The sequence below is a fragment of the Planococcus soli genome, assembly GCF_016881065.1.
Classification (GTDB): domain Bacteria; phylum Bacillota; class Bacilli; order Bacillales_A; family Planococcaceae; genus Planococcus; species Planococcus soli.
The window spans coordinates 264,847-285,524 of the sequence record NZ_WXYN01000012.1 but is presented as its reverse complement, the minus strand read 5'-3'; the positions used below and the strand labels follow the sequence as shown (position 1 = coordinate 285,524).

Annotated in this window: 19 protein-coding genes, 1 tRNA gene and 1 other annotated feature (1 of these 21 running past the window's edge); all 20 genes read left to right on the top strand. The window is 46.4% G+C overall.

Features of this window, described 5'->3' with window-relative positions; genetic code table 11:
- Positions 1-771 (top strand): succinate dehydrogenase iron-sulfur subunit, encoded by a 771-nt coding sequence (sdhB, locus tag GJB59_RS06905; RefSeq protein WP_142827682.1) that lies wholly within the window; start codon positions 1-3, stop codon positions 769-771.
- A 201-nt stretch (positions 772-972) separates the two neighbouring features.
- Positions 973-1,440: an acyl-CoA thioesterase gene (locus GJB59_RS06900; RefSeq protein ID WP_142827683.1), complete on the top strand. Its 468-nt coding sequence runs from the start codon at positions 973-975 to the stop codon at positions 1,438-1,440.
- Positions 1,441-1,516: 76 nt separating this feature from the next.
- Positions 1,517-1,969, top strand: a complete 453-nt coding sequence (locus tag GJB59_RS06895; RefSeq protein WP_142827684.1) for a MarR family winged helix-turn-helix transcriptional regulator — start codon at positions 1,517-1,519, stop codon at positions 1,967-1,969.
- A 16-nt stretch (positions 1,970-1,985) separates the two neighbouring features.
- Positions 1,986-2,789 carry a glutamate racemase gene (racE, locus tag GJB59_RS06890; protein ID WP_142828018.1) on the top strand — a complete coding sequence of 268 codons (804 nt, stop codon included), beginning with the start codon at positions 1,986-1,988 and terminating at the stop codon, positions 2,787-2,789.
- A 77-nt stretch (positions 2,790-2,866) separates the two neighbouring features.
- Positions 2,867-3,616, top strand: coding sequence for a ribonuclease PH (rph, locus tag GJB59_RS06885; protein ID WP_142827685.1), 750 nt, complete (start codon positions 2,867-2,869; stop codon positions 3,614-3,616).
- A complete protein-coding gene (locus tag GJB59_RS06880) occupies positions 3,613-4,218 on the top strand; it encodes an XTP/dITP diphosphatase (RefSeq protein WP_142827686.1) in 606 nt (201 codons plus the stop codon). Before rph ends, GJB59_RS06880 begins: the two co-directional genes overlap by 4 nt.
- Before the next feature lie 143 nt (positions 4,219-4,361).
- Positions 4,362-4,435, top strand: a tRNA-Arg gene (locus GJB59_RS06875).
- Between the two features lie 372 nt (positions 4,436-4,807).
- The gene (locus GJB59_RS06870; protein WP_142827687.1) at positions 4,808-5,107 is read left to right on the top strand and encodes a TIGR04104 family putative zinc finger protein; all 300 of its coding nucleotides are present in this window, start codon (positions 4,808-4,810) and stop codon (positions 5,105-5,107) included.
- A 118-nt stretch (positions 5,108-5,225) separates the two neighbouring features.
- Complete coding sequence (locus GJB59_RS06865; RefSeq protein WP_236015461.1) at positions 5,226-6,173, top strand: tetratricopeptide repeat protein; 948 nt, start codon at positions 5,226-5,228, stop codon at positions 6,171-6,173.
- 102 nt (positions 6,174-6,275) lie between these two features.
- The gene (gene tig / locus GJB59_RS06860; RefSeq protein ID WP_142827689.1) at positions 6,276-7,562 is read left to right on the top strand and encodes a trigger factor; all 1,287 of its coding nucleotides are present in this window, start codon (positions 6,276-6,278) and stop codon (positions 7,560-7,562) included.
- A 174-nt stretch (positions 7,563-7,736) separates the two neighbouring features.
- On the top strand, positions 7,737-9,008 hold the full coding sequence (clpX, locus tag GJB59_RS06855) for an ATP-dependent protease ATP-binding subunit ClpX (protein ID WP_142827690.1): 1,272 nt from the start codon (positions 7,737-7,739) through the stop codon (positions 9,006-9,008).
- Positions 9,009-9,434: 426 nt separating this feature from the next.
- A complete protein-coding gene (gene lon, locus GJB59_RS06850) occupies positions 9,435-11,762 on the top strand; it encodes an endopeptidase La (protein ID WP_142827691.1) in 2,328 nt (775 codons plus the stop codon).
- The gene (yihA, locus tag GJB59_RS06845) at positions 11,759-12,340 is read left to right on the top strand and encodes a ribosome biogenesis GTP-binding protein YihA/YsxC (protein ID WP_142827692.1); all 582 of its coding nucleotides are present in this window, start codon (positions 11,759-11,761) and stop codon (positions 12,338-12,340) included. The genes lon and yihA overlap by 4 nt, the downstream gene beginning before the upstream one ends.
- Positions 12,341-13,074: 734 nt before the next feature.
- Positions 13,075-14,448 carry a glutamyl-tRNA reductase gene (gene hemA / locus GJB59_RS06840; protein ID WP_142827693.1) on the top strand — a complete coding sequence of 458 codons (1,374 nt, stop codon included), beginning with the start codon at positions 13,075-13,077 and terminating at the stop codon, positions 14,446-14,448.
- A gap of 84 nt (positions 14,449-14,532) precedes the next feature.
- Positions 14,533-15,363, top strand: coding sequence for a cytochrome c biogenesis protein CcsA (gene ccsA, locus GJB59_RS06835; protein ID WP_142827694.1), 831 nt, complete (start codon positions 14,533-14,535; stop codon positions 15,361-15,363).
- 18 nt (positions 15,364-15,381) lie between these two features.
- Positions 15,382-16,311, top strand: a complete 930-nt coding sequence (gene hemC / locus GJB59_RS06830) for a hydroxymethylbilane synthase (RefSeq protein WP_142827695.1) — start codon at positions 15,382-15,384, stop codon at positions 16,309-16,311.
- Positions 16,304-17,005, top strand: a complete 702-nt coding sequence (locus GJB59_RS06825; protein ID WP_142827696.1) for a uroporphyrinogen-III synthase — start codon at positions 16,304-16,306, stop codon at positions 17,003-17,005. Before hemC ends, GJB59_RS06825 begins: the two co-directional genes overlap by 8 nt.
- On the top strand, positions 17,002-17,985 hold the full coding sequence (gene hemB, locus GJB59_RS06820) for a porphobilinogen synthase (RefSeq protein WP_142827697.1): 984 nt from the start codon (positions 17,002-17,004) through the stop codon (positions 17,983-17,985). The genes GJB59_RS06825 and hemB overlap by 4 nt, the downstream gene beginning before the upstream one ends.
- Positions 17,982-19,268 carry a glutamate-1-semialdehyde 2,1-aminomutase gene (hemL, locus tag GJB59_RS06815; RefSeq protein ID WP_142827698.1) on the top strand — a complete coding sequence of 429 codons (1,287 nt, stop codon included), beginning with the start codon at positions 17,982-17,984 and terminating at the stop codon, positions 19,266-19,268. The genes hemB and hemL overlap by 4 nt, the downstream gene beginning before the upstream one ends.
- A gap of 155 nt (positions 19,269-19,423) precedes the next feature.
- The gene (locus tag GJB59_RS06810; protein ID WP_142827699.1) at positions 19,424-20,473 is read left to right on the top strand and encodes an AbrB family transcriptional regulator; all 1,050 of its coding nucleotides are present in this window, start codon (positions 19,424-19,426) and stop codon (positions 20,471-20,473) included.
- Positions 20,474-20,494: 21 nt separating this feature from the next.
- Positions 20,495-20,678, top strand: a binding site (T-box leader) (it continues 38 nt past the right edge of the window).

Sequence of the window (20,678 nt, the reverse complement as noted above, 5' to 3'; positions counted from 1 at the left end):
ATGGGTGAAGCAGCAAAAACGGTTATATTTGAAATCGAACGCAGAAACTCTACGGATGAAGATTCGTATTGGGAAAAGTTCGAATTGCCATATGTGATGAACATGAATGTCATTTCGGCATTGATGGAAATTCGTCGTAACCCTGTCAACATCGAAGGGAAGAAAACCACTCCTGTAAACTGGGACATGAACTGCCTGGAAGAGGTTTGTGGAGCATGTTCGATGATCATCAACGGCAAAGCGCGTCAATCGTGTACTGCTTTGGTGGATCAATTGGAGCAGCCGATCCGTCTTCAGCCGATGAAGACATTCCCTGTTGTCCGTGACCTTGTCATTGACCGCAGCCGGATGTTCGACTCGTTGAAGAAAGTTAAAGCATGGGTGCCTATCGATGGTACGCATGACCTTGGAGATGGGCCGCGTATGCCAGAGCGCAAGCGCCAATGGGCATACGAACTATCTAAATGTATGACGTGCGGCGTATGTCTTGAAGCATGCCCGAACGTTAACGATAAATCCGATTTCATCGGAGCTGCACCACTTTCACAAGTTCGTTTGATGAACGCTCATCCAACGGGTGCCATGAACCGCGACGCACGCTTGAACGCGATCATGGGCGAAGGCGGACTGGCAAGCTGCGGTAACTCTCAAAACTGCGTGGAATCTTGTCCAAAAGGAATTCCTTTGACAACTTCGATCGCAGCGTTGAACCGCGATACAACTGTTCAAATGTTCCGGAACTTCTTCGGAAGCGACAGAATGGTTGACTAGTATTTACTGGAAACCCCGCTGCGGCGGGGTTTTTTATTTGCTTTGTTTAGAAATTGACTGCTCTTTTGCGAAATTTTTGATATACTAGGAAAATGAAATAGTTGACTGGAGTTCGACTTATACGAGTTGTGTAGAGAGAAGTAAACGCTCCAAGCGGATTTTTTTGTTCACCATATAAAGTTAATTAATCGGAGGCCACCCATGAAAGCAAATTATATTAATGATTTTGAAGAGTGGAAGCAGGATTTTTTCTTTTCTGCTCCGGTTCAAGTGCGGTTTTCTGAAACCGATATGTTCGGCCATGTAAACAACACGGTTCCCATTGCCTACTTTGAATTTGCACGGATCGAGTTCATGAAAGAACTGGGATTGATGCAGCGCTGGCTAGAAAAGGGCAATGAGCTTTTTCCGGTGGTGGCGGATATGCAGGTGGATTTTGTTCAGCAAGTGTTTTTCGATGAAAAGTTGGATGTTCATGTCAAGATTGTACGAGTTGGAACTTCTTCAGTTGATGTCCATTACTGGACCGTCAATGAAAAAGGCGAGACTTGCTTTACCGGCAGAGGGGCAATTGTCCAGATTTCAAAAAAGACCGGAAAAGGCCATCCGTGGACAGAAGAGGACATCGAATTGCTCCGGTCCGGACAATTGGCAATTGCAAAAAAATAAGGGAGTTCTTGCTATATCAATAAAAAACCTTCACTATAGAAATAAGATAGGTTTTCTCAAGGAGTGGTAACTATTAATGAATGATGACAAGCAAGGCATCAGCCATGATTTAGAACGCATAGCCTTTATGGAAAAGGAACTGCGCTATATTTCCGGAATCATCAAGCAAAAAGGCCGGGAAATTTTAAATTCTTATACAATTACACCGCCTCAGTTCGTTGCGCTGCAATGGCTATTTGAACACGGAGACATGACCATCGGCGATTTGTCGAACAAAATGTATCTTGCGTTCAGCACCACAACCGATTTGGTTGACCGCATGGAAAAAAATGAACTGGTCGTGCGCATCCGTGAAGAACAGGATCGCCGGGTTGTCCGGATCAAATTGTTAAAAGAAGGCGAACGTGTTATTGAAGAAGTGATTCAAAAGCGCCAGGAATACTTAGAAACCGTATTAGCAGATTTTACTTTAGACGAAGCCGAGCAATTTGCGGCTTTGCTTGAGAAATTGCACAAAAACATGAAATAGGATAGAGGCGATGACGTTGAATGCGCCAATCGGAGTAATTGATTCAGGAGTCGGTGGACTTACCGTCGCAAAAGAAATAATGAAACTATTGCCGAACGAGCAAATTTATTATATCGGTGATAATGCCAGATGCCCTTACGGCCCGCGTCCGCTTTCAGAAGTGCGGACCTATACGTGGCAAATGGCCAATGCACTGATGAAAAAGAATATTAAAATGCTGGTCATCGCCTGCAACACAGCAACCGCAGCGGCGCTTTACTCCCTGCAGAAAAACCTTCCGATCCCTGTAATCGGGGTTATTTTCCCGGGTGCGCGTGCAGCGATCAAATCTTCAACGACGAAAAAAATCGCCGTTTTGGGCACATTAGGAACGGTAGACAGCGGTGCTTACGAAAAAGCGATCTTGTCGCTGGTTTCTTCCGCGAATGTCGTACAGCTGGCGTGCCCGCGGTTTGTCCCTTTAGTAGAAAGTGACGAGTACGAAGGCGAGTTTGCTCACCGCATCGTTCAGGATACATTGGCATCGATTGCCTATGAAGAGTTCGACACGGCGATTTTGGGCTGCACGCATTATCCGTTGCTCCAAGGCTTTATTGAAGAAGTGCTCGGCGATACGGTGCATGTGCTGTCGTCGGCTGAAGAAACGGCAAAAGATGTCGAGCGTTACTTGAGCTACAAAAAGCAGTTCGCAAATTGGAGCCAGCCGCCGGTGCATCATTTCTATACATCGGGATCAACGCAAATATTCAGTTCGATCATCCATAAGTGGCTGGGGATCAATGAACCGATCATCCATTCGATACGATTCCACAAAACCTGATGGCTCTCAGCCGTCAGGTTTTTGTCGTTGCCAGGGAAATATGGTAAGCTATTTGAGCATATACGAGGAGGATTTTTATGACACGCATAGATAATAGACAAACGAACGAACTGCGTCCGGTAACAGTGGACGTAGATTACTTGATTCATCCGGAAGGCTCGGTATTGATCACTGTGGGACAGACAAAAGTTATTTGTACTGCGACGATTGAAGACAGAGTTCCTGGATTCCTGCGCGGCCAGGGCAAAGGCTGGATTACAGCAGAATATTCCATGCTTCCACGCGCTACCAACAGCCGGAACCGCCGCGAAGCTTCGGCTGGCAAAATCGGCGGACGCACAATGGAAATCCAGCGTCTGATCGGCCGTGCATTGCGTGCCGTTGTGGACCTTGAGAAGCTTGGAGAACGTACGCTATGGATCGACTGCGACGTTATCCAGGCAGATGGCGGAACGCGAACAGCGTCGATTACAGGCGCATTTATCGCCATGACGATGGCCATCGGCAAATTGGATCTGCCGGCATTTCCGGTAACAGATTTTCTTGCCGCAACAAGTGTCGGGGTCACTGCTGAAAACGGCTCGATCCTTGATTTGAACTATGTCGAGGATTCAAGTGCAGAAGTCGATATGAACCTTGTGATGACCGGCGCCGGCCACTTTGTGGAACTGCAGGGAACAGGGGAAGAATCCACTTTCACTCGTGCTCAGCTAAACGAATTGATGGACCTTGGAGAAGCCGGAATCAGCCAGCTGATTGCTATGCAGCGGGAAGCGTTGGGTGATATCGCTGCACGCATCGGTGAAAAGGTGCCAGCAGAACTATGAAAAAAATCGTAATCGCAACTCAAAACAAAGGCAAAGCCAAAGATTTTGAAACGATGCTGTCTCCGCTTGGCTACCAAGTGTTGACGCTGCTTGACGTCGCACAGGACATGGATGTGGAAGAAACAGGCGTGACGTTTGAAGAGAACGCCATCCTAAAAGCCGAAGCGGTTTCACAAGCGCTCGGCATTCCGGTGATCTCAGACGACAGCGGTTTGGAGATCGATGCTTTAAACGGCGAGCCGGGTGTCTACTCAGCGCGTTATGCTGGGGGCGCTAAGAGCGACAACGCCAATATTGATAAAGTGCTGGAGAAGTTGGACGGCGTGCAGGACAGCGAGCGCACAGCACGATTTAGATGCGTCTTGGCTGTTGCTGCACCAGGACAGCAGACCGAAACCTTCTCAGGTTCATGTGAAGGCACGATTCTCCACGAACGTCGGGGCGATAATGGTTTTGGCTACGACCCGATTTTCTTCGTGCCGGCCCAGGACAAAGCGATGGCTGAACTGCAGCCTCATGAAAAAGCTGCAATTTCCCACCGTGGCAACGCATTGCGCAAACTCAATGAAAGCATGCCTGCGTGGTTGAACGAGGAAAAATAAACGCCATCAATTATTTCTAATGTTTTTTTAAAATAGCATTGACTTTTCTTCAAATCATTTCTATAATTAAAATTGTCTTTCGTAAGAAAAGCGAAGCCGTCCGCAACAGCAGACGCCACTGTCTGGACTTCAAGAAAGCTTTGGTCTCAGTAGCTCAGCTGGATAGAGCAACGCCCTTCTAAGGCGTCGGTCGGGGGTTCGAATCCCTCCTGGGACATTATAGAGATGTACATAATTTTTTAAGAACCTCCCAATCGTTCAATGAACGATTGGGAGGTTCTTTATATATGGGTGAAATATTTCAACTATCTCTAAAACGATCGTTTACTTGGATACTTTTAAAAATGAACTTTATTTACTGAAATAAAAAGCTCATTTCTGAAAACTCTCTAAGCGCTGGCGCGTCCGCGCGCTTTGTGAAGAGCTTGCGCAGGAGCACTCGTCTTTGCCTTGCCCAAAGCGGCCATGCGATTAAAAAAGTTCACCTCTTCATTTCGCGAGGCCGAGACTTTTTCATTTCACCCAAGTTCACATAACACTGAAACCATTCCTCCTGCATTACGTACTATATAACTAAGGAGGAGTTTCTATGCCGACATCTAAAACTTGTAAAACCGAATGGACCTGGCAAGAATCAATCAAGGCTTCGTGGAAGTTCAGCGGAGCGATGAACTGCCCGCATTGCCATAGTGATCAGTACGCAACGCCAAAATCACGGAAGCGCATGACGCTCATCAACTGGCTGGTGTTATTGCCGTTGCCGTTTGCCGCAATTTTTAATTTGCCCTTGGTTTATTCGATCAGCATGATACTAATACTCTTTGCTGTAGCCTTGTCCTTAATACCTAAAATGATGGAGCTGAGCAACGAACAGAAACCTTTGTGGTAGCTGCCGTTTACGCGCTCCGCGATAAGATTTTTATTTTCGGGCAAAAGGGAATATACTATGATTACGAAACACAAAATGAGGTGGCAGGATGCGAAAGAAATACCGGGAGTTAAAGCGCATGGGGAATGTGATCGTTTTTCCAACGACAGTGAACCGCTTGCTCGCAGAAGGCATGACTTTTTTAAAAGAAGAAAAGTATGAAGATGCCCGGGACAATCTGTATCAGGTGCTCGCTTATGAACCTGAACATGCAGCAGCTTTAGGCGGCTATACGTATTGTCTGTATGAACTGGGAGAATTTGAAGAAGCCCTGGAAGTCTGCAGGGAGCTATTGAAGATTGGTCCGATCCATTATTTGGAGACCATGGAGCTATACATAAGCATTTTGATGCAAGTACGTGAGTTTGAAGAAGCGGAAAAGATGATCGAGCTTTTGATAGAAGAAAAAATCCTGCCGGAAGAGCGGCTTGAGCAGTTCCAGCAATTGCGTGACTTGAACGAGCGGATTGCCGCGAACGCTTCGGAGAAAGTAGATGCTTCGCTTTATGCGATTGATTCGTTTTTGGCATTGCATCCTTCAGAGCAGGAGCAGCTGATTCTGGATTTGCCGACAACTTCCTATCAGGCGCTGAAAAAGCGGCTGCTGGCAATTATTGAGCATCCCAATGCGGATCTGTTAACGAAAACATACATATTATTCATGCTCTATCAGGAAAAAATCGACGCAGAAGTGACTGTCCAAAAGTTCCATTACAAAGGCACATTCAATATCAACAATTTGCCAGAACCGATTAATAATGACCGGATCCGAAAGATAACGGCCATGATGGAAGATGATTTGGCGAAAGATCCAACGCGCCTGGAACTGGTGAAAGAATTGTTTGAACGCCATATTTACCTCCTCTACCCGTTCGTCTGGGATGATTACGATGAAGCGGAAGTGGCGCAGGGGTATATGGATTATACCGAAGGCTTGTTCAGCGGAATGACTTCATTCGATGAAGATGAAAAGCTTCTGGAGCTGATTCAGCAGGCAGAACTATGGTTTGAAATGCGGAATAGGTAGAAATAGTTGAACCTGACTCTATGTGTGCTATAATATTGAAGTTGTCAAAATTCGTATAAAACGTAAAATGACTTTTTAGAAAATGTTTGGAGGGCTTATATAATGTCAGCAAAATGGGAAAAACAAGAAGGTAACACAGGGATTCTTACAATTGAAGTTCCTGCAGAAGAAGTAAACGCCGGTCTTGATAAAGCGTTTAAGAAAGTTGTTAAAGAAATCAACGTACCAGGTTTCCGTAAAGGGAAAATGCCGCGTCAAATGTTCGAAAAACGTTTTGGCGTAGAATCACTTTACCAGGACGCTTTGGATTTCATCTTGCCGGACGCTTACGCGAATGCAGTTGAAGAAGCAGGCATCAACCCGGTTGACCGTCCTGAAATCGACATCGAAACTATCGAAAAAAACCAGCCGCTTGTGTTTACAGCGAAAGTGATTGTAAAACCAGAAGTCCAGCTTGGCGAATACAAGGGTCTTGAAGCTTCAAAACCGGATACAGAAGTGTCTGATGAAGATATCGAAAACCAGTTGAAAGAAAACCAGGAGCGTTTGGCTGAGTTGACTGTTAAAGAAGACGAAGCAATCGTTGAAGGCGATACAGCTGTTATCGATTTTGAAGGATTTGTAGATGGAGAAGCATTTGAAGGCGGACAAGGAAATGATTATTCCCTTGAAATCGGTTCAAACTCATTCATCCCAGGATTCGAAGAGCAATTGGTAGGCGTAAAATCTGGAGAAGAAAAAGACGTTGAAGTCACTTTCCCGGAAGAATACCACGCTGCTGAACTTGCAGGAAAAGCTGCAACGTTCAAAGTGAAAGTAAGTGAAGTTAAAGGCAAGGAACTTCCAGAGTTGAATGACGAGTTGGCTAAAGAAATCGACCCTGAAGTTGAAAGCTTGGATGCTCTTCGCACAAAAATGAAAGACAGCCTGATTGCTGAAAAGAAATCTGCTGCTGATGCAACATTGCGCGACGAGTTAGTTCAAAAAGCTGCTGAAAATGCAACAATCGAAATTCCTCATGCAATGATCCACACAGAAATGGACCGTATGATGAGCGATTTCGAACAACGTTTGACTCAGCAAGGTATGAACCTTGAATTGTACTTCCAATTCTCTGGCCAGGACGAAGCTGCACTTCGCGAGCAAATGCACGGTGATGCTGAAACACGCGTACGCGTTTCATTGACGCTTGAAGCAATTGCTGAAGCTGAAAACATGCAAGTCACTTCAGAAGACATCGACAAAGAGCTTGAAAAAATGGCTGGCCAATTCAATATGGACATTGAACAGATCAAAACAGCTCTAGGTGGAACTGAAATGCTTGAAAACGATATCCGTATGCAGAACACAGTCGAGTTCCTGGTGGACAACGCTAAAATTTCTGAATAACACATAAGCAACATATAAGTAATAGGCGAAACAAGGTGCGGAGACGCACCTTGTTTTCCACTACATAGAACACTGAATGCACATGTCCGCTGCCGAAGAATTGACGGTGAATCTAATTAGTTGCTAGAATTACGATAATCTTGTAAGATAATGGCTTGAATAGGGGTGAATACATTGTTCAAATTCAATGACGAAAAAGAGCATTTAAAATGCTCATTCTGTGGCAAACCACAAGAGCAGGTTCGTAAACTGGTTGCAGGACCAGGTGTTTATATTTGTGACGAATGTATTGAGCTTTGTACGGAAATCGTAGAAGAAGAGCTTGGTACGGACGAAGAAGTAGAATTCAAAGAAGTGCCTAAGCCAAAAGAAATTCTGGACATTCTGAACGGCTATGTTATCGGTCAGGAAAAAGCGAAGAAATCTCTGGCTGTAGCAGTATACAATCATTATAAACGCGTCAACTCCAACAGCAAGATTGATGATGTTGAGTTGTCGAAATCCAATATTGTATTGATCGGACCAACAGGTAGCGGGAAAACTTTGCTCGCACAAACATTGGCCCGCATTCTGAACGTGCCGTTTGCTATAGCGGACGCTACATCATTGACGGAAGCCGGCTATGTCGGTGAAGACGTTGAAAACATCCTATTGAAGCTGATCCAAGCTGCAGATTATGATGTGGAACGCGCAGAAAAAGGCATCATCTATATCGATGAAATCGATAAAGTGGCTCGTAAATCCGAAAACCCATCAATTACGCGCGATGTTTCCGGTGAAGGCGTACAGCAGGCCCTCCTTAAAATTTTGGAAGGCACAACTGCCAGCGTACCACCTCAGGGCGGACGCAAACATCCTCATCAGGAATTCATCCAAATCGATACGACGAACGTATTGTTCATCGTAGGCGGCGCTTTTGATGGAGTCGACCAAATCATCAAACGCCGTCTCGGCAACAAGATCATCGGTTTTGGTGCAGATCCGAACAAAGAAGAGCTGGATGAGAAATCATTGCTTAGCCAATTGATTCCTGAAGATCTGTTGAAATTCGGATTAATTCCAGAGTTCATCGGCCGTTTGCCTGTATTGGCAAGTCTTGAGCAATTGGATGAAAAAGCGTTGGTTGAAATTTTGACTGAACCTAAAAATGCATTGATCAAGCAATACCAAAAAATGATGGAGCTTGATGGCGTTAAATTGACATTCGAGCCTGGTGCCCTTGTCGAAATTGCGAAATTGGCAATTGAACGCAAAACCGGTGCCCGTGGACTTCGTTCAATTATCGAGAACATTATGCTCGAAGTAATGTTTGACCTGCCTTCACGCGAAGACATCGTCGAATGTGTCATTACGAAAGAAACAGTTGCCGATAGCGTACAGCCTAAACTAATTTTAGAAGACGGCTCTGAGTACGTTAAAGACAATAACGAAAAAACATCCGCATAATGAGTGGAACTTCACCCTGCGGAAAAATTTCGCAGAGTGACAGATGAACCAATCAAAAAGGATGATACGGGCTGACTCTGATCGTGCGCATCCGCACGGTCCGAGTCAGCCCGTTTTTGTTAGAGGAGCGGAAGCGGCCGTTTAGCTCCGACAGGTGTAAGACGATCCGGAGAAGCGGCGTTTTTTCAGCCGCACAGCCGGAGTGGCTTACATCCCGAGGAGTTGGCCGCTGAAGCTGGACAAGAGAAAAGCGGAAGCGGCCAAAAGCAGAAGCTAACCTAAGAGCGCGACATCGCGTCGCAACGTTTAGCTGATACGCATCCTGCGTGTCCCGACCAGTACTGGAAAATCAGAAGCTGAACAATGAAAAGTACATCCATACCCTAAAATTTTTTGTTGAAAATATTCCCGGAGGTGACTTTCTACATGGCTAAGAAAAAAGTAACGAAAAGCGTTCCATTATTGCCGTTGCGAGGACTTCTTGTTTTCCCGACGATGGTGCTGCATATAGATGTCGGCCGTGAACGATCTGTGGCTGCGTTGGAACAGGCATTGCTGGAAGACAATATCGTCTTTTTGGCGACCCAAAAAGATATGAGCACGGAGCAGCCTGAAAAAGACGATCTTCACAAAATCGGCACCTTGGCATACGTCAAACAGATGTTGAAATTGCCGAACGGCACAATCCGCGTACTAGTTGAAGGTTTGGAACGGGGACAGATGAAGAATTACGAAGAAGCTGACAATTATACGGTTGTTGAAGTGACTTCATTCCCGGATGAAACAGAAAGAGACGCAGAGCAAGATGCCCTGATGCGTTTATTGTTGGAGCATTTTGAGAATTATGCCAAGAGCTCGAAAAAAGTCACAACCGAAACGTATAACACGGTAGCGGATATTGAAGAGCCGGGCCGATTGGCGGACATGGTGGCTTCCCATCTTTCGATGAAAGTGGCTGCCAAGCAGGAAGTGCTGGAAATGTTTGATATCAGCAAACGCCTGGAACTGCTGATCACCCGTCTGCACAGTGAGCAGGAAGTAGTGGATCTGGAAAAACGGATCAACCTTCGTGTCAAAAAAGCGATGGAACAAACACAAAAAGAGTTTTATTTGCGCGAGCAGATGAAGGCGATTCAAACCGAACTTGGCGACAAAGACGGGAAATCAGCTGAAGTGGTCGACTTGAAAAAGCGGATTGAAGATGCAAAAATGCCTGAATCCACTGAGAAAATGGCTCTGAAAGAGCTAGACCGCTATGAAAAACTGCCTTCTGCAGCTGCAGAAAGCGGCATTATTCGCAACTATATCGAGTGGCTCGTAACGATTCCATGGTCAGAATCGACAGAAGACCGTCTGGATATCAAATACGCTGAAGAAGTATTGGATCGCGATCACGATGGATTGGAAAGCGTCAAAGAACGCGTTCTGGAATATTTGGCTGTCCAACAGATGACCAATTCCTTGCGTGGACCGATTCTTTGTCTAGTTGGGCCTCCGGGTGTCGGTAAAACGTCATTGGCAAAATCGATTGCGGAATCGTTGGACCGCAACTTTGTCCGCGTGTCCCTCGGCGGCGTCCGTGATGAATCGGAAATCCGTGGCCATCGCCGTACGTATGTCGGTGCGATGCCAGGCCGGATCATTCAAGGAATGAAAAAAGCCGGAACAGTAAATCCGGTGTTCCTATTGGATGAAATTGATAAGATGTCGAATGATTTCCGTGGCGATCCTTCTTCGGCAATGCTGGAAGTATTGGATCCGGAACAAAATAATTCATTCAGCGACCATTATGTTGAAGAAACCTATGATCTGTCGAATGTGCTTTTCATTGCCACAGCGAATGATTTGGGATCGATTCCCGGACCATTGCGCGACCGCATGGAAGTCATTTCGATTGCCGGTTATACGGAAGTTGAAAAACAGATGATTGCCAAAAACCATTTGGCACCAAAGCAATTAAAAGAGCATGGATTGACGGATGAGCAATTGCAGTTTGAAGACGAAGCGCTGCTCAACATCGTCCGCTACTATACGCGCGAAGCTGGTGTCCGCGGGCTAGAACGCCAAATCGCTTCTATTTGCCGAAAAGTGACCAAACAGATTATTTCGAAAGAGAAAGAGCAGGTCACCGTCGGGGCAGAGGAAGTTGAATCTTACTTAGGCAAACGCAAATTCCGTTACGGCATGGCCGAAACAGAAAACCAGATTGGTGTCGCTACAGGGCTTGCCTACACAACAGTCGGGGGAGATACCCTTCAGATCGAAGTTTCTCTGTCAGCCGGTAAAGGCAAACTGCAGTTAACAGGTAAACTGGGTGATGTCATGAAGGAATCTGCACAGACCGCTTTGTCGTTTGTCCGTGCGCGTGCCGAATCGCTTGGGATTGACCCTAATTTCCACGAGTCGCATGATATCCACATCCACGTTCCAGAAGGCGCCGTTCCAAAAGACGGCCCTTCAGCGGGGATCACCATCGCAACAGCCTTGGTGTCCGCTTTGACCAAACGCCCGATCCGCCGTGAAGTCGGTATGACGGGTGAAATCACACTCCGCGGACGTGTCTTGCCAATTGGTGGAATCAAAGAGAAAACCTTGAGTGCTCACCGTGCCGGCTTGAAGACCATCATCCTGCCGCTTGATAACGAGCGGGATTTGGAAGATATCCCAGAAACCATCCGTGAAGAACTGACCTTTAAACTGGTCTCTCAAGCAGACGAGGCATTGGAAATTGCCTTGGAAGGAGAAAATGAATGAAAGTTAATAATGTAGAACTAGTTATCAGCGCCGTCCGTCCAGACCAGTATCCGGAAGACGGCCTGCCGGAATTCGCTTTAGCCGGACGGTCAAACGTCGGCAAATCGTCTTTCATCAACAAAATGATCGGCCGCAAAAGCATGGCCCGCATTTCATCCAAACCCGGCAAGACACAGACGTTAAACTTCTATAAAATCGAAGAAAAGCTGTTCTATGTCGACGTTCCTGGATACGGCTATGCCAAAGTATCAAAAAGCGAACGCGAAGCATGGGGCAAGATGATCGAACGCTATATTACAGACCGCGAGCCATTGCGCGCTGTTATTCAGATCGTTGATTTGCGCCACCCGCCAAGCAAAGACGATGTGGCTATGTATGATTTCATGAAACATTTTGAAATTCCATGCATCATCATCGCGACCAAAGCGGATAAAATTCCAAAAGGAAAATGGGACAAGCACAAGAAGATTGTCCGCACAACTTTGGATATGGACAAATCCGATCCATTGATCGTCTTCTCATCCGAAACCGGCCTGGGCAAAGACGAAGCATGGCAAGAAATCGAAAGCAGAATGTAATAAACTTAAGCGCAGCCTTCGGGTTGTGCTTTTTTTAAATAAAAATTCTGCTCGGTGTTCTGTTGGTTTGCTGCATATCTTCTGACGTTTTTATTACAATAAAGCTGAATCTGAAAATCATCACTTAATATACCGCTTCGGTCGCTTTGGGGATGCTTCACGCAATAAGCCTGGCTGAACAACGCCAGTCTTCCTGCTTCAGCTACCCCTTGGACGCGCCGGCGCTAAGAGATTTTTCTAAATTAAAGAGAGAGTTTGTTTTTTCAGTGCGATTCCAAAGTATGTGGAGCAAAATTCCTGTGCCTCTTTTGTAAAGGGTGATGACTGAGAATCTGGAGCGTGAGCATTAGCAGCTGTTTTGCGGTCTATCGACAGGTGAGGATTATTAGTTCAACTTATGTAATAATCTTACTTAGAAAAATCTAATGTCTTATTACGTGACGTTGCTTATAAGAAGGAGTGCAAGGCGGCGACTGCTGATGGAGCAGTGAAGCGACATTAAGGAGACCCCGCAGGGAGCGAATTCTTCACACTGCAACGCGTAAGTTAACAGGCAATTCCGACTAAGAGCGTTATACTTGTAGACCCGAAACACCTTTGCTAGTATTAGATTATAATAATTATAAATAAGCGTTATATTCATGTCTTGTTCACAATTTCAAAAGCATATTAAAGATGATAAGTGGTATACTAAGTTTATATGAAATATTGACCGGGAAAGGTGTTTTGTACCCATGCATACTTTAGTAGTTGGGGTGAATTATCGCTCTGCACCTGTGGAGATCCGTGAAAAGCTGTCATTTATTGAAAATGAGCTGCCACAGGCGATGCAGGCGCTAAAAGAACAAAAAAGCATATTGGAAAACGTCATCGTATCTACGTGCAACCGGACGGAGATCTATGCGGTGGTGGATCAGCTTCACACAGGCAAGTATTATGTGAAGCAGTTTCTTGCCGATTATTTTGGCCTCCCACAAGAAGCGATTTCGCAGTACTTATTTGTCTATGAGCAGGACAAAGCAATCGAGCACTTATTCCGTGTAACGGCCGGCATCGATTCGATGGTTCTGGGCGAAACACAAATTTTAGGACAAGTGAAAAGCAGCTTTCTTGCAGGCCAGGAATACGGCACCACTGGAACAGTGTTCAATCAACTGTTCAAACAGGCCGTAACGTTGGCAAAACGAGCGCATTCCGAAACGGCCATTGGTGAAAACGCGGTATCTGTATCGTACGCAGCGGTTGAACTCGGCAAGAAGATTTTTGGCACGCTTAAAAACAAAAGCGTCGTCATTTTAGGCGCCGGCAAAATGGGTGAATTGGCGATTAAAAACTTACAAGGCAGCGGTGCTGATCGAATTACGGTGATTAACCGTACATTTGAGAAAGCAGAACTGCTTGCGGATAAATTCGGCGGCAACGCGAAACCGTTAAACCAATTGCAATGCGCATTGCTTGAAGCGGATATCCTCATTTCATCTACGGGTTCAGCTGACTTTGTCATTGATTTTGAATTGATGCAGTATGTTGAAAAGCTTCGCAAAGGCAAGCCTTTGTTTATGGTGGACATCGCCGTACCGCGTGATATGGATCCACGAATTGGTGACTTGCAGAGCGTTTTCTTATATGACATCGACGACATGCAAGGAATTGTGGAAGCGAACCTGGCAGAGCGTGAACGCGCAGCTGGCCAAATCATGACCATGATTGACCAGGAAGCTATCCAGTTTAACGACTGGCTGACGACGCTTGGCGTTGTACCAGTAATTTCTGCGCTTCGCCAAAAAGCACTTGGCATTCAGGCTGAGACAATGGCGAGCATTGAAAACAAAATGCCAGATCTGACTGACCGCGAAAAGAAAATTTTGAACAAACATACGAAATCGATCATCAATCAATTGTTGAAAGATCCGATTCTGCAAGCAAAGGAAATGGGCGGAGCGCCTAAATCCCGCGAGCAATTGGAGTTGTTCATGCAAATCTTCGGAATCGAAGATGAAGTGGAACAGGAAATTGCAAAACAATCAAAAGCAACGCAACAGAAAACGGATAAAGCCGTTCTTCAAACCCAGCAATCAACAACTAAAGCTCCCGGATATTCATTTTAAGCTTTCTTAAAGAGGCGTTTTCGATTCTATATGTTAAAATGTAGAGACGAAACGCCTTTAACTATGGAAACGAAGGGGAATGGGATGGCTGATATAACAATGGCAAGGCTGCACGAAGCTATGGTTATTCTATATGCTGTCAGCCTTGTTTTTTATTTTATAGATTACTTATATAAAGAAAAAAGAGCTAGCCGGATCGCCATGTCACTGCTCGGCATTGTCTGGGTATTGCAAACGATATTTTTGGGTCTGTACATTTTTGAGACCCAGCGGTTCCCGATATTGACCTTGTTTGAAGGCATTTATTTTTATGCCTGGCTGTTGGTGACGCTGTCGCTCGTCCTGCGTATTTTTTACAGCTTTGATTTTGCTGTATTTTTTATCAACATTATCGGATTTATCTTTATGACGATCCATACATTTGCGCCGGTTCAGATCGAACGCTCTCCTGTCGGGGAAGCGCTGGTGTCGGAGCTATTGTTCATCCACATCAGCTTCGCGATCTTGTCGTACGTGGCTTTTTCTTTGTCGTTTGTCTTTTCGGTGCTTCACATGATTCTTTACCGGATGCTGAAGCAGAAAAAGTGGACAAAACAATGGAGCAATCTGCCATCACTCGGCCAAACCCAGCAGTTTATGACAATTTCCATCCTTGTCGGCATTTCGCTGCTGTTCGTGTCGCTCGTTCTCGGGCTGCAATGGGCTTATATATCCCTTGCAGAATTTTCATTGCTCGACATGAAGATTATCGGTTCGTTCATCCTCCTGGTTGTTTACAGCTTTATCCTATGGTGGCATCGCAAGGGTTCATTAAACGGCATGAATTATGCGCTGGCCCATGCATATGCATTTTTATTGCTGCTGATCAATTTCTTTTTAGGCAGCCGATTATCTGAATTTCATTTTTGGTATTAAAGAAAGGTAGGATTTATTTTGAGAAAAATTATTGTAGGTTCAAGAAGAAGCAAACTGGCGTTGACGCAAACCAACCAGTTTATCGATAAGTTAAAAGCGGCGGGAGCGCCTTTTGAGTTTGAAATCAAGGAAATCGTCACTAAAGGCGACCGCATTGTTGACGTCATGCTATCAAAAGTTGGCGGCAAAGGTCTTTTCGTCAAAGAAATCGAACAGGCGCTATTTAATAAAGAAATCGATTTTGCTGTCCACAGCATGAAAGATATGCCTTCGGTATTGCCTGAAAGTCTAACTATAGGCTGTATTCCAGAGCGTGAAGATCCGCGCGATGCGTACATTGCCAATGGCCATGTGAAATTATTGGACCTTCCGGTTGGAGCAGTTGTCGGAACAAGCAGTTTGCGCCGCAGTTCACAGCTTTTACTGTTGCGTCCAGACCTCGATATTCAATGGATTCGCGGAAACATCGATACGCGCCTTGCAAAACTAAGAGCGGGTGATTTTGACGCCATCATTCTAGCAGCAGCCGGTTTGAAGCGGATGGGCTGGAAAGATGATTTGGTGACAGAATTCCTGGAAGTTGACGAATGCCTTCCAGCTATCGGGCAAGGTGCGTTAGGGATTGAATGCCGCGAAGAAGACGAAGAACTTTTAGCTGTACTGGCTAAACTTAATCACGAAGAAACGGCATTGGCTGTTAATGCAGAGCGCAAATTCCTGAGAGACATGGATGGCAGCTGCCAAGTGCCGATTGCAGGATACGGAACTGTGAAGGATGGAGAAATTACATTTACAGGATTGATTTCTTCACCGGAAGCAGATCAAGTGTTTAAGGAAACATCAATCAGCCGTGATCCGATCGAAGCCGGCCGAGTTGTTGCTGAGAAAATCAGCGCACAGGGCGGCTATGATTTGATTCAGCGCGTTAAAGCTGAGAGCAATGTCTAAGGAAAAGCCACTGCTTGAAGGCGAAACTGTTGTTTTCACCGGATCAAGAGAACCGGCAGAAGCGGTCCGCCATGCACAATCGCTGGGAGCGAAGACGCTTTATTTTCCGCTTGTAACAACATCCATCCGCCAGTCGGAAAAGCCTGACTTTAACAGCTACGACTGGCTGATTTTTACAAGCCGCACCAGTGCCCAGGCATTTTGCCAGCTTCATGAAACCGTAGGAGCAAAGATTGCCGCGGTTGGAGATCAGACGGCTGCGGTTTTGCAGCAGCATGGCTACGCGCCGGATTTCATCCCGAAGGTCTTCAGTGCCGACCATTTTATCCAGGAGTTTCCCGCAATTGCAGGGAATTCCAAATGCTTGTTCATCAAAGGATCTTTGGCGAAAAACACCATTGCTTCCATGCCGATGCAAGTGGATGAATGGACGGTCTATGATACGGTCCTGAACATGGAAAACGCTAGGAAACTGGTGCTGCTAAAAGACGTCACCATTCTTTTTGCCAGTCCTTCTGCCGTGTCGGCATACCGGCAGGCGGGAGGCGACTGGTCGAATATCCGCACTGCTGCCATTGGCCACGTAACGCAGAACGCCATTCAGGCAATCGGCGGAACAGTCGATTTTACTCCAAAGAAATATACCTATATAGAAGTTATCAATGAAATAGCGAAAGGAAGTTTGTCGAAATGAAAGAATTGAATTTTAACCGTCACCGCCGTTTACGCGGTTCAGCCAATATCCGGTCAATGGTCCGCGAAACGAGCTTACATAAAGAGGATTTTATTTATCCGATTTTTGTGGTCGAAGGTGAAAACATCAAACACGAGATTTCATCCATGCCGGGTGTTTTCCATTATTCACTGGATAAACTGGGCGAAGAACTCGATGAAGTCGTTGGCCTTGGAATTCCTTCGGTCATTCTTTTCGGTGTACCAAATGAAAAAGATGCAGTCGGCTCACAAGCGTATCACGACCATGGCATTACCCAGGAAGCGATTCGTTTTGCAAAAGAGCACCATCCTGAGCTAGTGGTCATTGCTGATACATGCCTATGCCAATACACAGACCACGGCCATTGCGGCGTTATTGAAAATGGCGTTATCTTGAACGATGAATCACTTGATCTGTTGGCGCGCACTGCTGTTTCACAGGCAAAAGCAGGAGCTGACATTATTGCACCATCGAACATGATGGATGGCTTTGTTGCGGCAATCCGCTACGGGTTGGACCAGGCCGGTTTTGAAAATACGCCGATTATGTCCTATGGCGTTAAATATTCTTCCGCTTACTACGGACCGTTCCGTGAAGCGGCTCACTCAACGCCTCAATTCGGAGACCGCAAAACGTATCAGATGGATCCGGCTAACCGCATGGAAGCTTTGCGGGAAGCAACTTCTGATATTCAGGAAGGCGCAGATTTCATGATCGTTAAACCGGCTCTGTCTTATTTGGACATCATCCGTGAAGTCCGGGATAATTTTGATATTCCGATCGTTGCCTACAACGTATCAGGCGAGTACGCGATGGTTAAAGCGGCCGCAGCAAATGGCTGGATCGATGAAGAGAAAATTGTTCTTGAAACATTACTTAGCATGAAGCGCGCTGGAGCGGATATTGTAATGACCTATCACGCGAAAGATGCAGCACGCTGGTTGGAGGGAACTAAATGACATACGAAAAATCATTGGCAGCATTCACTGAAGCAAAAAAACTGATGCCGGGCGGCGTCAACAGCCCGGTCCGTGCCTTTAAATCGGTCAACATGGATCCGATTTTCATGCAATCCGGCAGCGGAGCGACCATTACGGATATAGACGGCAATACCTACATCGATTACGTTTTGTCCTGGGGCCCGCTGATTTTGGGCCATGCCCATCCGGAAGTGGTCAAAGCGATTCAGGAAACAGCGGCGCTTGGCACATCTTTCGGCGCGCCGACTGAACTTGAAAACACGATGGCGAAACTGGTCATGGAACGTGTTCCATCGATCGAAATGGTACGTATGGTATCTTCTGGTACGGAAGCGACGATGAGCGCTTTGCGCGTGGCGCGCGGCTATACCGGACGCGACAAAATCCTGAAGTTTGAAGGCTGCTACCACGGGCACGGCGACAGCCTGTTGATCAAAGCTGGTTCAGGCGTTGCGACTTTGGGCTTGCCTGATTCACCAGGGGTTCCAGCATCGATTGCGAAAAACACCATAACGGTTCCATACAACGACCTTGAAAGCCTTCGATTGGCGTTTCAGGAGTTCGGCGACGATCTGGCTGCAGTTATTGTAGAACCGGTTGCCGGCAATATGGGCGTTGTGCCGCCAAATGAGGGCTTTTTGACGGAACTCCGCAACTTGACGCATGAAAACGGCACCGTTCTTATTTTTGATGAAGTCATGACCGGTTTCCGTGTCGGCTATAATTGCGCACAAGGCTATTTCGGTGTTACGCCTGATATGACATGCCTCGGCAAAGTTATCGGAGGCGGACTGCCGGTTGGCGCATTCGGCGGCAAGCGTGAAATCATGCAGCAAGTGGCACCAAGCGGTTCGATTTACCAGGCAGGCACGTTGTCCGGCAATCCGCTCGCTATGCGCGCAGGTTTCGAAACCTTGTCCCGTTTGACAGAAGAAAGCTACGACGTGTTCATTGAACGCGGCGACCAGCTGGAAAAAGGATTCCGGGAAGCAGCGACGAAATACAACATCCCGCATACTGTTAACCGCGCCGGTTCGATGATTGGTTTCTTCTTCACCAACGAAGACGTGGTTGATTTTGAAACTGCGAAAACTTCGGACACCGATTTGTTTGCGGATTACTATCGGTTGATGGCAGAAGAAGGCATCTTCTTGCCGCCGTCCCAGTTTGAAGGCATGTTCCTATCGACTGCCCACACGGAAGAGCATATTGCAAAAACCGTAGAAGCATTCCATGCCGTATTTGCTAAACTGGCACGCTAATATAGAAAAGAGGCATCCGATTTTTTGGGTGCCTTATTTTTTATGGACTCATTAACGGAGAGCGGAAAATCATGAAATTTCTCTCACCGCACATATACTTTGTTATTTCGTGTAACATAGAAAGAACTAATGGCACGTGGAAAAGAGGGATGACTGTGAGGGCGTTTATACTGACCGCCATTATTGCAACAGCAGCGGGAGCGCTGTTTGAAGCGATCGGCATGTTCCTGCCGTGGCTGCTTGGACCGATGTTTGCTTTATTGTTGGTCAATCAATTCACGAAAATTCCTTTGTACTGGCCGAAAATTTTGCGGACAGCGGGACTTGTGATGCTGGGCATTCAGATCGGTTCGTCGTTTACGAGGGATGCGGTGTTGTTGATGGCAGTGGATTTGCCGTATATGGCATTTATGACTGTTTCAGTCGTTGCGCTGTCAATTGGGCTCGGGCTGTTGTTTAAGCGAATGGTCAATGAAAGCTTGGCGACGAGCCTGCTTGGTTCGATTCCGGGCGGACTGGCACAGATGGTCGTTCTTGCTGAAGACATTCCGTCGGCAAACATCACCGTTGTGACGATGATGCAGACCATCCGGATTTTCATGGTGGTAACAATCGTGCCGTTCTTGACGATATTTTTGAACGGCAGAGGCGCAGGAGAAATGGAGCAGCAGATATTCGCATTCTCGCCGTCACTTTTTTTGTTGGCGTTCGTTGTCGGTGTTGTGCTTTTCATGGGAATGAAACGGATCGGCTTTCCAGCTGCTGAACTGCTGACACCGATCCTGACGATGGCTGTCGTCCAGACCATGTCGGGCGATGTCCTGATCGATATGCCTTACTGGCTCATTGCCATCGCGCAAGTGTGCATTGGTGCAAATCTCGGGTTGCAGATGGAAGGGATCGGCGAAAAACTGACATTTCGGCTTGGTGCCGCAATTGTGTTGAACAACGCTTTGCTCATTGGGTTTACAGTTTTGATTGCGATGATTCTTGCACAGTGGCTGCCTGAATACATATTTCTCGACTTTTTCCTGAGCGCAGCCCCCGGCGGCATTGCAGAAATGGCCATTACGGCGCTGGCGGTCGGAGGAGATGTAGCGCTAATCACCGGCTTCCAATTGTTCCGCCTGTTCTTTATTCTTTTGATTGCTGCACCGATTGTGGCGTTCATTGTAAAAAAACTTGACGCTAAAACCGAATATTGAGTACAATGAGAGTAATTAGATAATCATGCGTTGAAGAGGATAGTAGGATGTGCGTGCATTTCAGAGAGAAGACCGAGTGGTGAGAGGTTTTCATGGGCACACATTTGAATGTCACCTCGGAGCAGTTGCCGTGAAACGAGTAGCGGGAACCGGACTTAACATCCGTTATGAAACTTGAGAGCCAGGTGTGCAAGTGGACCTGTGT